We start from the raw sequence: 13,128 nt of genomic DNA, 5'->3' as shown, positions 1-13,128 counted from the left end.
TCCCGGGAGATTAACCCAGAAGTGTGCGCAAATGCGCGGCAACGCTATCCTGCGTTACGGTAGTTTGCTCACCTGAGCGTAAATCCTTCACTACCACGTTTCCGTCAGCAATTTCTGATTCACCGACCACAAGAGCGATGCGAGCGCCCCACTTGTCAGCACGGCCGAACTGCTTCTTAAAGTTGCCGCCGCCGTGGTTGGTCATCAGCTTAACGCCGGGCAGCTCATCGCGAACCCGCTCAGCCAGACGCATCGCTGCGGACTGGGTATCGGTTCCGGAGGCCACCAGGTATATATCGACAACAGGATCGGCTTTAAATTCCGGATTAACGGCCTGGACCAGTAAAACAAGACGTTCCAGCCCCATCGCAAAACCGACTCCCGGCGTCGCCCGCCCGCCCAGCTGCTCGACCAGACCGTCATAGCGGCCGCCTGCGCAGACGGTTCCCTGCGAGCCGAGGCTGGTGGTTACCCACTCAAACACGGTGCGGTTATAGTAATCGAGCCCGCGCACCAGGCGCTGGTTAACGGTATAGGCGATGCCCGCGGCGTCCAGCAGCGCGCACAGTCCGGCAAAATGCTGTTTGGACTCTTCATCCAGGTAGTCGCCCAGCGCCGGCGCGTCGTTCAGCAACGCCTGCACTTCCGGGTTCTTAGAGTCCAGAACGCGCAGCGGGTTGGTATACATGCGGCGTTTGCAGTCTTCGTCGAGCTTATCTTTAAACTGCTCAAGATAAGCGACCAGCGCGTCGCGATAGCTGGCACGCGCTTCCAGCGAACCGATGGAGTTCAGCTCCAGCGCAACGTGCCCAGAGATCCCCAGCTCGCGCCACCAGCGGGCGGTAAGCATAATCAGCTCGGCGTCGATATCCGGTCCCTGCAGACCAAAGACTTCAACCCCGATTTGATGGAACTGGCGATAGCGGCCCTTTTGCGGGCGCTCATGGCGGAACATCGGCCCGACGTACCACAGACGCTGTTCCTGATTGTACAGAAGACCATGCTCGATGCCGGCACGTACGCAGCCCGCAGTCCCTTCCGGACGCAGGGTCAGGCTGTCGCCATTGCGGTCCTCGAAGGTGTACATCTCTTTTTCAACCACGTCGGTCACTTCGCCGATCGCGCGTTTGAATAACGGGGTCTGCTCTACAATCGGCAACCGAATTTCGCTGTAACCGTAGCTGCCGAGCACCTGTTTCAGTGAGCCTTCAATGCGCTGCCAGAGAGCGGTCTCGCCCGGCAGATAATCGTTCATGCCACGGATGGCTTGAATGTTCTTTGCCACGTTTATTCTCTTTATATATATACAAAAATGAACCCCGGCGCGTTGCGCCCGCGGGTCCAATCATACACGGGAAGTCTTACGCTGCCCCGGATTATTTCTCTTCAACCTGCTGGACGTCAATACGGCGCGCTTCATCGAGCATCGAAGCTTTCGCACGGATACGCGCCTCAAGCTGAGCGATCATATCGTCGTTATCCAGCCGGTCTCTACGCACGCCGTCTTCGTACAGGCCGCTCTTCTTATTGCCGCCGGTGACGCCGAGCGTCGAAACCAGCGCTTCGCCCGGGCCGTTCACCACGCAGCCGATGATCGAAATATCCATCGGCGTAATAATGTCTTCCAGCCGCTGCTCCAGCGCGTTAACGGTGCCGATCACGTCAAACTCCTGACGCGAACAGGTGGGACAGGCGATGAAGTTAATTCCGCGGGCGCGAATACGCAGGGACTTCAGGATATCGAACCCCACCTTGATCTCTTCAACCGGATCCGCCGCCAGCGAAACGCGTAGCGTGTCGCCGATCCCTTCGTTAAGCAGCAGGCCGAGGCCGATCGCCGATTTTACCGCGCCGCTACGGGCGCCGCCGGCTTCGGTGATCCCAAGATGCAGGGGCTGATCGATCTGCTTCGCCAGCAGGCGATAGGATTCCACCGCGAGGAAAACATCCGACGCCTTGACGCTGACCTTGAACTGGTCGAAGTTCAGACGATCGAGATGATCGACGTGGCGCATGGCGGATTCCAGCAGCGCCTGCGGCGTCGGCTCGCCGTACTTTTCCTGCAGATCTTTTTCCAGCGAACCGGCGTTGACGCCGATGCGGATAGGAATATTTTTATCACGGGCGCAGTCAACCACCGTGCGAATGCGCTCTTCGTTGCCGATGTTGCCCGGGTTGATGCGCAGACAATCCACCCCATACTCCGCCACCTTCAGGGCGATACGGTAGTCAAAGTGGATATCGGCGACCAGCGGTACGTTGACCTGCTGTTTGATAAGCCTGAACGCTTCCGCCGCATCCATCGTCGGAACCGAGACGCGGACGATGTCCGCGCCAACGCGCTCTAGCGCTTTGATTTGATTTACGGTCGCGGCCACATCGGTGGTGCGCGTATTGGTCATCGACTGGACGGCGATGGGGGCGCCATCGCCAATCGGCACATTCCCAACGTAAATTCGTTTCGATTTTCTACGTTGAATCGGAGCCTGGTTATGCATGAAAAATCTCCCGTGTCACCCGTCTGTTACTGCGCCGGTGATGTTTCGGCATTAAGGGTCAGACGCGCAACCTGGTTAGTTCTGATAAAACGACTCAAATCGACTGGTTTACCCAGATACTGAATCTGTACCGCAGCCGGCGCGCCGATTTTCAGCTTATAAGGCGCCTGGCCGCTTAAATTCAGGTTGCCGCCTTTGCGTTGCAAACCGCTGAACAGCTTCTTACCGGTTGCATCGCTAACTTCCAGCCAGCAGTCGGCAGAGAAGTTCAGCACCAGGTCCTGAGCCGCAGCGGCGGCGGTCACGTTCGCCTGATCGGTTGGCAGCGGAGAGGCCGGAGCCGCAGCGCCTGCTGCGGTATCGACCTGCGCCTGAGACGGGGCAACGACGGCGTTATTATTCGCCGCGGTTGGTGCCGGCGCCGCCGGGGCCGGAGCCGGCGCGGTGGAGGTATCCACAGGCGCGCTGTTCGCCACGCTGTTGTCGGCATCCGGCGCCGGGCTATCGGCGCCATTATCTAAGGGAATGTTCTGGCTGCCGCTGTCGCCCGCGTTCAGCTCAGCGCTGGACTGGTCGGCCATCGTGGTAATCTCTTCCTGCTGCGCCTTATGGTCTTGCCACCACCAGGCGCCGCTCAGGCCAATCACCACAAACAGCACCAGCCAGGTGAAGCTCATCAGCCAGCCGTCGCGTTTTTTACGGCGTTTGCCCAAAGAGAAGCTCTGCATCGGCGCAACTTTCGCCGCGCGGATAGGCGCCTGTTTTGCCATCATCGGCAGCAGCTCTTCTTCCGGGATATGCACCAGACGCGCGTAGGAGCGGATGTAACCGCGCAGGAAGGTTGAAGCGAGGTCGGCGGGCGCCTTATCGTCTTCGATATCACGAACCGTGGAAACCTTCAGGCATAAGCGCTCAGCCACCGCTTGCTGGCTGAGTCCGAGTTGTTCACGGGCATTGCGCAGACGCGTGCCCGTAGTGTTTGCTTCTTGATGATCTTGAGTGGCTTCAGTATTCATTCGACAACTACTGGTACGTGAAATTTAAAGGTCAGCGCCGGTAAAACCCGCGCCGCGAAACATCTGCTAAACGTCAAACCAACAGTATAAGTCCGTATGGCGAACTATCACAGATACTTATTAATATTGAATGCTAAGCGGTTGTTGTGCCGCTACATACTGCCTCAAAGTCGATAAAAACGCACCGTAATTATTGGCCGAAGCGGCCTGGTTCACCCGCCGGGTAAACATTACCGTGCAGCGCGCGTGAAATATTGCGCGCTGCACATTTATCAGATCGCTTTCACGTCAATCGCTTCGCCCTGCATACGCTTGCGCAGCGTACGTTTGGTACGGTCGATAACGTCACCGGCAAGCTGTCCGCAGGCGGCATCGATATCGTCGCCGCGCGTTTTACGCACGATGGTGGTGAAGCCGTAATCCATCAGCACCTTGGAGAAACGGTCGATGCGGCTGTTGGAGCTGCGGCCATACGGCGCGCCCGGGAACGGGTTCCATGGGATCAGGTTGATCTTGCACGGCGTATTCTTCAGCAGCTCCGCCAGTTCGTGCGCATGCTCGGTGCCGTCATTGACGTGATCGAGCATCACGTATTCGATCGTTACCCGGCCCTGGTTGGCGTTGGACTTGGAGATATATCCGCGCACCGAGTTCAGGAAGGTCTCGATGTTGTACTTTTTGTTGATCGGCACGATCTCATCGCGGATCGTATCGTTCGGCGCATGCAGAGAGATAGCCAGCGCGACGTCAATCATATCGCCGAGCTTGTCCAGCGCCGGAACAACGCCGGAGGTGGAGAGCGTTACGCGACGCTTGGAGAGACCAAAACCGAAGTCATCGAGCATGATCTCCATCGCCGGTACGACGTTGGTCAGGTTCAGCAGCGGCTCGCCCATTCCCATCATCACCACGTTGGTGATCGGACGCTGGCCGGTAATTTTTGCCGCGCCGACGATTTTCGCCGCGCGCCAAACCTGGCCGATAATTTCGGATACCCGCAGGTTGCGGTTAAAGCCCTGCTGCGCCGTCGAGCAGAATTTACACTCTAGCGCACAGCCAACCTGAGAGGAGACGCACAGCGTCGCGCGATCGTCCTCCGGGATATACACCGTTTCAACGCGCTGATCGCCGACGGCAATCGCCCATTTGATGGTGCCATCGCTGGAGCGCTGCTCCTCGACGACTTCCGGCGCGCGGATTTCCGCGACTTCCTTCAGCTTATTGCGCAGCACCTTGTTGATATCGGTCATATCATCAAAGTCATCGCTACAGTAGTGATACATCCATTTCATCACCTGATCGGCGCGGAAGGGCTTCTCGCCCATGTTTTTGAAAAACTCGCGCATCTGCTGACGGTTCAGATCCAGCAGGTTAATTTTGGCATCTTTGTTCGGCACCGTCAGAGCGGCGTTATCAGGCGTGACAATATGTTCAGACATAATCTATTCCGGCCTCGTTGTTACACGTTATGGCCCCAGGAGGGTTGAAAAAAGAAGCGCCCCAATGAACGAGTGCTCGTCCAGGGGCGCTGCATTGTACAAAGTCTGGTGTATCAATACCACGTTTGCACGCGGCAATGATGAAAAAATCTGTTGCTGCGTACTTCACCCTCTATGGCTTTTCGATTGTCGCAAGGCGGCAAGCAAGTAAATCCCCGGGAGCATAGATAGCTATGTGACCGGGGTGAACGCGCGCAGCCAACGCCGCGACGGTCGAAAAGACGACGAGGATTAGCGGGTGCGCGGGCAAACCTCGCCTTCGGCGAAGAAGAACGCGATTTCGCGGGCCGCAGATTCAACGGAGTCGGAACCGTGGGTGCCGTTCTCGGTGAAGCTGTCAGCGTAGTCGGCGCGCAGAGTGCCGGCCAGCGCGTTGTCCGGGTTAGTGGCGCCCAGCAGGTCACGGTGACGCTGCACGGCATTTTCGCTTTCCAGAACGGAGACCACGATCGGGCCGGAGGTCATGAACTCAACCAGACCGTCAAAGAACGGGCGACCTTCGTGCTCGGCGTAGAAGCCACGAGCCTGCTCAACGGTCAGGTGCAGCATTTTGGTGCCAACGATTTTGAACCCTGCAGCTTCGAAGCGAGAAAAGATGCCGCCAATAACGTTTTTTGCCACCGCGTTTGGTTTAATGATGGAAAAAGTACGTTCAATAGCCATGATTACCTCTAATAAAATTTTATGTTGTTGGGCATACGATCGTATGGCCTGGCGCGCATTATAATGAGCAACTCAGGCGCTGCCTATGGATGAAGGTAACATTTTGTTAAAATAACGCGAGCTTTGGCAACACAAAAAGCAGGGCCTTGTCGCCCCGACTTTATTGTAGAGTAAAATTCGCCGCCGCAACCTGCCCCGCCTCATCCATCACCACCAGCTGATAGCTATCCAGCCGCTCCAGCGTCAGGCTGGCGCCGGCCCCCGCCGCCGCCAGCGGCTCGCCGTTGAGAAACCACCAGCGTCTCCCTTCTCCGCCGGTGGTCTGCAGCGGCACCACCACCCGCGCCGCGCCGGGCAAACGCTTAATGACCGCGCCATCGCGGATGCCGGAAAGCACCAGCGGCGCGGCATCTGCGCCTGACGACGGCGGACACTCCGCCGATGCCGGCCCCAGCCTCGCCCGCCGGCGCTCGTTCGCCGGCAGCCACGGCTCCAGCGGCAGCGGCCAGACGTCGATGCTTTTCTCCACCGCCCCCGGACAATCGGCCGCCACCCGCAGCCCGTGCTTATCTACCCATACCGGGAAACGGATACCGCGTACGCCCTCCTGACCCGGCAGCAGCAGCGTCGGCGGCTGGCTATCGTCGAGCAGCCAGGTGGCCAGCCGACGGCGGCAGTTGGCGTCTCCCGGCGGCAGGTTCTGCCCGCCGGGCCAGCAGATAGTGGCCGCCCTCACTGACGGCGGGCGCGGATCGGCGGGCAGCCCGTCGCGCCCCGCCGTCGGCCGCGCCAGCAGCATATTGTTGACCTGGTTGAGTAGCGGTACCGCGCTGGCGAAGCCAAACTGCCCGACCACCGGCGTACCGTCAGGCCGCCCGGTCCAGATGCCGATGAGATAGCGGGCGTTAACGCCGATCGCCCAGGCGTCGCGATAGCCGTAGCTGGTGCCGGTTTTCCACGCCAGCGGCACCACCTGAACCAGCGAGTCGTCAGGCACCGGCTGGGATTCACCGGCCAGGATGCGCCGCACGATCCACGCCGCCCCCGGCGACAGCAGCGGCCGCTCCACCAGCGGCGCGTCCGGCGTCATCCGCAGCCGGGCCGCCCTGCCGTGACGGGCAAACGCGCTGTACGCCGCCACGATATCCGCCAGCCGGGCCCCGGCGCCGCCAAGGATCAGCGACAGATTGGGCTCGGCGCCCGCCGGCAGCATCAGCGGCAGGCCGGCGTTGCGCAGCGTGGCGGCAAACCGTTTTGGCCCGTAGGCTTCCAGCACCTGCACCGCCGGCAGGTTCAGAGAGCGCACCAGCGCGTCGCCGGCGCTCACCGGGCCATGAAAGCCGCTGTCAAAGTTACCCGGCCGGTAGTCGCTAAACCGCCGCGGGACGTCCTGCAGTAGAGAGGCCGGATGAATCAGCCCCTCGTCCAGCGCCATGCCGTAGACAAACGGCTTCAGTACGGAGCCTGGGGAACGGATCGCCGACACCATATCGATGTGCCCAAAGCGGCTGTCGTCGCTAATATCCGCCGAGCCGACCCAGCCCCGCACGCGCATATCGGTATGATCGACAACGATAATCGCCAGCGAGCTGCGCGGCGGCAGGCGCGATTTCCAGTTGAGGGCTAAATCCTCCAACTGGCGCTGCAGCCCGGCATCGAGGGTCGTCACCACCTTGTCATCGCGGCTGCCCGCCAGCATCCGCCGGGAAAACAGCGGCGCCAGCTGCGGCATCTGCCGGGGGAACAGCCATACCGGCTCTTCCGTGGCCTCGCGCACCGTCGTCTCCGACCACACGCCCTGGGCCTGCATGCGCGCCAGCACTTTATCGCGCGCCGCCTGGGCCCGCTGCGGCCAGCGATCCGGACGCAGACGGCTCGGCGCCTGCGGCAGCACCGCCAGCAGGGCCGCTTCGCCGTAGCTGAGCCGGGCCGGCGGTTTCCCGAGATAAGCCCAGCTGGCGGCGCCGATCCCCTGCAGCGTGCCGCCAAACGGCGCGCGGTTGAGGTAAAGGGTCAGGATCTCGCTTTTCGATAAATGCCACTCCAGCTGCAGCGCGCGCCACAGCTGGCGCAGCTTGCCGCCGAAGGTTCGGGGATGCGGGTCGAGCAGGCGCGCAACCTGCATGGTCAGGGTGCTGCCCCCGGAGATAACGCGCCCGGAGGTAAGATCCTGCCAGGCCGCGCGGGCAATCGCCAGCGGGTTAACGCCGGGATGCTCCCAGAACCAGCGGTCTTCATACTGGATCAGGGCCTGCAGATAGCGCGGCGACACGTCATTGAGGGTCACCGGATAACGCCAGACGCCCTGCTTATCCGCAAAGCGCCACAGCGGCGTACCGTCCTGCGCCACCACCACCCGGGCCGGAGCCACCTCGCGTAGCGGTAGCGGCCACAGGCGATCCGCCGCCAGCAGCGCCAGCCACAGCAGGAGCGGCGTCGCCGCCAGCCATCGCCAGCGGCGCCTGATCTTCACCAGCCGCCGCATTTACGGGGCGACGATCAGCGGGCCGCTGGCCGTACCGGTTGCCCGCCACTGCGGAACGTACATCGATTCCACCTGCGGCTGCGGCACCTGATAGCTCCCGGGCGTCACCGCCCGCGCCAGGTAGACCAGGGTCACCGGCTGCCCTTCGTTTACCGCCACCGCAGCGACAAAGCGATCGTCGCGGAATTCGATATGCTGAATATCCGCCTGCTGCATTTGGTTGAGCAGGTTCTGCACCGCCTCGCCGTTCTCCTGCAGGCTGGCGCTGCTGTTCGCCAGGTTCTGGTTTTCCAGCTCAAGCCCCGCCGGCAGCAGATCGACGACCAGCGCATCCGGCACGTTGCGCGTAGCGGTAACTTCCAGCTTCACCAGCACCAGCTCGCCGCTGCGCAGCGAGCTCAACGATTTTTGCTGCCCGCGCGTATCGAAGACCTGCCGTTCAATACCCAGCACGTTGCCTGAAGGCTGCGGGGCGCTAAGCGGATAGCCGCTGCTGTCGAGGCGCAGCCAGAGCGGCTGGCTGCCGGTATTGCTGACCTGCAGCGCCGCCAGCTGGTCGCCGGTCAGGTTGCGGGTCTGCGCTTTATCCGCCGCCAGCGGCTGCGCCTGTAAGGAGGTTTGCGCCTGCCAGCTGCCGGGTAAATCCTGCAGCGTGCGGCCGGCAAGGAACAGCGCGTTGGTCTCCTGCGTGGAGAGCCAGCGCTGGCCGTAGGCTTCATCGGCCAGCGTGCTCAGCAGCGCGTTTTGCGCCTCCGGCAGCAGCTTATTCTCCTCCAGTAGCGCCAGCTTCAGCGCATCATCGCGCAGATCGCTGCCGTAATCGCCCAGCCAGCGCTCCCGGTCCTGACGCGGCGTGCTCATCGCCAGCTTCAGCGCCTGCTCGCCGCGCGGCACGTCGCCCATCGCTTTCAGCGCAATGCCGAGCTGCAGCAGCGGCAGGCCGGAGCGCGCCTGGTCGTGGCGGGTCCAGATTTCGCGCAGCGCGCCAAGCGGCGCTTTTTGCTGACGAGCCAGCACCAGAGCGGCATAGGCCTGGGCGGCAAAGCGGCTGGCCGCCGCGTCATCGCTGTAGCGCACGGTCATCAGCCCCGGCTCCTGCAGATAACGCAGCAGGCGCTGATTACCGTTATTGATAGAGTTGGCCGGCACGCTGTAGCCCTGCTCGCCCGCCCGCACCAGGAAGTCCATCGCGTAGGCGCTCAGCCAGTACTCCTCCGGCCCGTTTTTATCCCATAGCGCAAAGCCGCCGTCGTCGCGCTGCATCTGCAGCAGGCGCGCGATGCCGAGATCCACCGCCGCGCGGCGTTTTTCATCGCTGTCGCCGGCGATCCCTAAGGTTTTTAGCTGCGCCGCGCTGGTGTAGAGCGACGGGAACAGCCCGCTGGTGGTCTGCTCCAGGCAGCCATACGGGTAGGCCTTCAGGTCACGAATATAGCGGGCCAGATTGAGCGGCGGCTTGCCGCTGAACACCAGCTGCCCCTGCAGGGTCGCCGGCGAGAAGCCGAGGGTTTGCTCCGCCGGAGCCTGCCAGCTTTCGCCGGGCTGCAGCACCGCGCCAACGTTGACCGTCTGCGCCGGGAAGGCCGGACGGACGCCAATTTTCCACTGCTTTTGCAGCGGGGCGAAGGTCTCACCCGGCAGGTTCAGGCCGTTGATGGTCGCGCTGAGCTGGCCGTCGCCAAACCCCTCTTTGGCGCTCACCGGCACAAACAGGGTGCGACGGGCACCCGGCGCCAGCTCAACCGGCGCGATTGCCGGCTGCGCAAGCTGCAGCAGGCCGCCGGCGCTGAGCGCAACGTTCAGGGTTTGCGGCCTGTCGGTGAGGTTGCTGAGATCCAGCGCCAGGCGCGTTGTATCGCCGCTGGCGAGGAAGCGCGGCGTATTCAGCTCGGCAATAACCGGCGCGGCGACCACCACTTTGTCTTCAGCGCTGCCAAAATCATCATCGCTCCACGCCTGGGCCATCACCCGCAGCTCGCCGTTAAAATCACCGATCGGCAGGGTCACGGTTCCTTCGCCGTTGTCATCGAGCGTTACCGGCAGGGCCTGTTGGGCAACGATCGTCACGTGGTTAACCGGCGGCTTGCCGCCGCGCTTGAGCTCGTCGCCGTCGCCGTCGCCGCCGAAGCGCAGGCTCGCCAGCCGCCCCTGGCCCTCAATCACCTGGCCGTAGATATCGTAAATATCCGCCCCGTAGCGCTTCTGGCCAAAAAAGGCGTTCCACGGATCCGGCGTCGCGTAGTCGGTAATGTTCAGCACCCCGCTATCAACGGCCGAGAGCAGGACATTCACCTGCTTCGGCGTCTCGCCCTCTTTGACGCTGGCCTTCACTTTGACCATCAGCGGCCGGTTGGGACGCATTTTTTCCGGCGCATCCAGCGCCAGGGTCAGGCGGCGGTTTTCATCGCCGAGCGGCAGATGCAGCAGCCCCACCGCTCGCTTCGGCGTCGCGGAGCGCGATTTGTCGCCGGGGCGAATCACCAGCGTGCTGAGGTAGAGGTCATGGCGGTTCCAGGCTTTATCGACCGGAATGGAGAGATCCATCCCCGCGGCCGGAACGTCAATTTCCTGCCACCACAGCGGGCCTTCGCTGGACTCGACCAGCGCATAGCCTTTACCTGCCGCCGGCGCGGCGATATGCAGCTTGATGGTATCACCGGGTTTGTAGGCCGGTTTATCCAGCTTCATGGTCACCCGGTCCGGACGCGCGGCCCCCGCGCCGTCGCTATTATCCTGCCAGCTGTAGCCGGCCCAGAAGCGCACGCTGCTGACCGCGCCGTCCGGATCCTTCACCTCCAGACGATAGGAACCCCACTCCACCGGGAAGCTGACCTTCGCCGTTTGTCCGGCCTGCAGATCCAGCGACTCTTCGCCCTCCTGCAGATCTTTCTGATCGAACTGCGACTGCCAGCCTTCGCTATCCGACCAGTTCCAGTAGTAGTCGCGGCGCTCGCGAATGAGGCGCACCTGCAGCCCGGAGACCGCTTTTTTGTCTCCGGCGGCATCGGCGTAGACAATCTCAAACCCGGCGGTGCTGTTTTCATCCACCACCGGCTGCTTCACCGTACTGTCGGTGCGGTAGTCGTAGACGTCTTTGAGGGTGAATTCAGGACGGATGCCCGGCAGGGCATCGGCAGGCCAGATAGCCTGCTGCACGGTGCGGGTCACCGGACGACCGCCGGACTCCAGCAGGCTGGCCTGCAAAATCACCTGCAGCGGCGAATGGCTATCCTGCCACTGGCTGGCGGTGGTCACTTCCCCGTGGCCTTTTTCGTCCAGCGTCATCTGTACTTCATCGAGGCTGCGGGAGAGGTTCTCCTCGGCAATGTCGCCGAACTGGAAGCCCGGCAGCGCGGCGACCGCATCGCGCAGCGGGCGCAGGAACAGTTTCCCCTGCAGCTGGTTGCCGCTGGCGGGCGCGCCGTATAAATAGGCCCCGGCGACGGCAAAGGTCACGTCGGCATCCGGCGCCACGGCGGCCTTCTGCGCGCTCAGGTTCAGCGCCATCCGCTCGGGCATGAAATCTTCGACGTGGAAGTCCCATTCGCGCGGCTGATTGTCGCCGGTGCTGGCGCGGATATGCCACATGCCGGTCGGCGCGCCGGCGTCGAGCGGCCAGGTAAACTGGTACAGGCCGTTCACCGGCTGACTCACCTGAGAGCGGATCACCTGGCCGTCCGGCTGAACCACTTCAAGCTTCACCGGCTGATCGGCCAGCGGCCTGCCGTCGCCGTCGCGCAGCAGCGCGTTGAGGATCACCGTCTCCCCCGGGCGATAGAGATCGCGAGGGCCAAACATAAAGAACTGCTTGCTAAACCCGGGAGCCCCGGATATGGCGAACTCCGCCAGATCCAGCGCTGGCAGTTTGAGATCCAGCAGGGTGGTTTGCCCCTCTTTGCGCGCCAGCAGCAGCGCGGCTTCTTTATCGGTTTGCAGCGTCACGTGTCCCCGATCGTCGCTTTTGGCCTGCGCCAGCGTCTGCCCTTGGGCGTTGAGCAGCTGAACCTCGATACCGGACTGCGCCGCGCCGTTTTCGAGGCTTTGGGTAAAGACGTCCAGCCGGTTATGGTAGCGATGCGCCGAGACGCCGATATCGCTGAGGGTAAACAGCGTCGCGGCGTTGCTGTAGCTGTAATGGCCCGCCTGGTTCATTACCGCCACGTAGACGCCCGGCTGCTGCAGGGGTTTGATATCCGCCAGCGGCAGCAGCAGCTTTTCCCGCGTATTGCGCGCCGGGTTGAGGTCGAAGCGTCCGCTGTAGACCAGGTCGGCCATTTTCAGCAGCTCGTCGGACTCCCAGTTGCTTAACGAATTCCGGTACTCCCACTGGCTGACGAAGGCGGACAGCGATTCGGGCTTGATGCGAAAGAAGTTAACGTCGACGTTATCAACATTAAGGGCCATCACCGGCAGCCCGGCCACCACTTTGCCCGGCAGCAGCGAGCCCCGGCTGGCAAAGCCGATGCTGGGGGCAACGTCGCGGGTGGTGATGGTTTTTTCAAAAGAGGTGCCGAAGGTCGCGGTATTCAGGGCGCTCAGCGTCGGGTCAACGGAGACAATCAGGTCGCGCTTCGGCTCAAGGTGGCGCAGGCGCAGCTCTTTCAGGTTCGGCGCCAGCTCCCAGGCGCCATCGACCTTCCCACTTTTTTTATCGACGAGGTGCACGCTGCGGGAGAAGTCCTGATCCGGCTGCAGCGGAACGGAGAAGGTCAGGACCAGCGTCGCCGCCCCGTCCAGCTGGACTTCCGAGGCGTCAAGCAGCGTCAGCGCCTTGCCTTTGCTCTTCTCCGCCAGCTTAGCAAGCTGGGCGGCGTCCGGCTTCGCTACGCCCTGATTATCCGCGGCAGAAGATGCGGCTGGCGCAGCGGTCTGAGTTTTGCCGCCGTCGTCGCAGCCGGCAAGCGAAAGCGCGGTAAGCAGCGCCAGAGATAGCGTCGCTAAACGAAATGGTTTCATCCTTTAACCCC

7 protein-coding genes are annotated in these 13,128 nt (G+C 62.2%); all 7 read right to left on the bottom strand.

Annotated features, from left to right (window positions below):
• Window positions 1-10: 10 nt before the first annotated feature.
• The 7 genes from hisS to AC1M2H_RS07105 all read right to left on the bottom strand — a co-directional run bounded on the left by hisS (window position 11) and on the right by AC1M2H_RS07105 (window position 13,117).
• Entirely contained in the window at window positions 11-1,285 is a 1,275-nt protein-coding gene (hisS, locus tag AC1M2H_RS07135) for a histidine--tRNA ligase (RefSeq protein WP_426812000.1), read from the bottom strand.
• A gap of 91 nt (window positions 1,286-1,376) precedes the next feature.
• Window positions 1,377-2,498, bottom strand: a complete 1,122-nt coding sequence (gene ispG / locus AC1M2H_RS07130; protein WP_045856306.1) for a flavodoxin-dependent (E)-4-hydroxy-3-methylbut-2-enyl-diphosphate synthase — start codon at window positions 2,496-2,498, stop codon at window positions 1,377-1,379.
• Between the two features lie 26 nt (window positions 2,499-2,524).
• The gene (rodZ, locus tag AC1M2H_RS07125; protein WP_480150831.1) at window positions 2,525-3,514 is read right to left on the bottom strand and encodes a cytoskeleton protein RodZ; all 990 of its coding nucleotides are present in this window, start codon (window positions 3,512-3,514) and stop codon (window positions 2,525-2,527) included.
• Between the two features lie 272 nt (window positions 3,515-3,786).
• Window positions 3,787-4,953, bottom strand: coding sequence for a dual-specificity RNA methyltransferase RlmN (rlmN, locus tag AC1M2H_RS07120; protein WP_480150830.1), 1,167 nt, complete (start codon window positions 4,951-4,953; stop codon window positions 3,787-3,789).
• 291 nt (window positions 4,954-5,244) lie between these two features.
• Window positions 5,245-5,676 (bottom strand): nucleoside-diphosphate kinase, encoded by a 432-nt coding sequence (gene ndk / locus AC1M2H_RS07115; protein ID WP_041146713.1) that lies wholly within the window; start codon window positions 5,674-5,676, stop codon window positions 5,245-5,247.
• 160 nt (window positions 5,677-5,836) lie between these two features.
• Window positions 5,837-8,161 carry a peptidoglycan glycosyltransferase PbpC gene (gene pbpC / locus AC1M2H_RS07110; RefSeq protein WP_480150829.1) on the bottom strand — a complete coding sequence of 775 codons (2,325 nt, stop codon included), beginning with the start codon at window positions 8,159-8,161 and terminating at the stop codon, window positions 5,837-5,839.
• Window positions 8,162-13,117 (bottom strand): alpha-2-macroglobulin family protein, encoded by a 4,956-nt coding sequence (locus AC1M2H_RS07105; RefSeq protein WP_480150828.1) that lies wholly within the window; start codon window positions 13,115-13,117, stop codon window positions 8,162-8,164.
• Window positions 13,118-13,128: the final 11 nt, after the last annotated feature.

The sequence above is a fragment of the Klebsiella sp. F11 genome, from assembly GCF_056712265.1.
This window is presented reverse-complemented; position numbering and strand designations above follow the sequence as displayed.

Bases quoted from the DNA above. Each gene is read 5' to 3' on its own strand.
- ispG (WP_045856306.1), bottom strand. From the start codon at position 2,498: ATGCATAACCAGGCTCCGATTCAACGTAGAAAATCGAAACGAATTTAC.
- rodZ (WP_480150831.1), bottom strand. From the start codon at position 3,514: ATGAATACTGAAGCCACTCAAGATCATCAAGAAGCAAACACTACGGGC.
- rlmN (WP_480150830.1), bottom strand. From the start codon at position 4,953: ATGTCTGAACATATTGTCACGCCTGATAACGCCGCTCTGACGGTGCCG.
- ndk (WP_041146713.1), bottom strand. From the start codon at position 5,676: ATGGCTATTGAACGTACTTTTTCCATCATTAAACCAAACGCGGTGGCA.
- pbpC (WP_480150829.1), bottom strand. From the start codon at position 8,161: ATGCGGCGGCTGGTGAAGATCAGGCGCCGCTGGCGATGGCTGGCGGCG.
- AC1M2H_RS07105 (WP_480150828.1), bottom strand. From the start codon at position 13,117: ATGAAACCATTTCGTTTAGCGACGCTATCTCTGGCGCTGCTTACCGCG.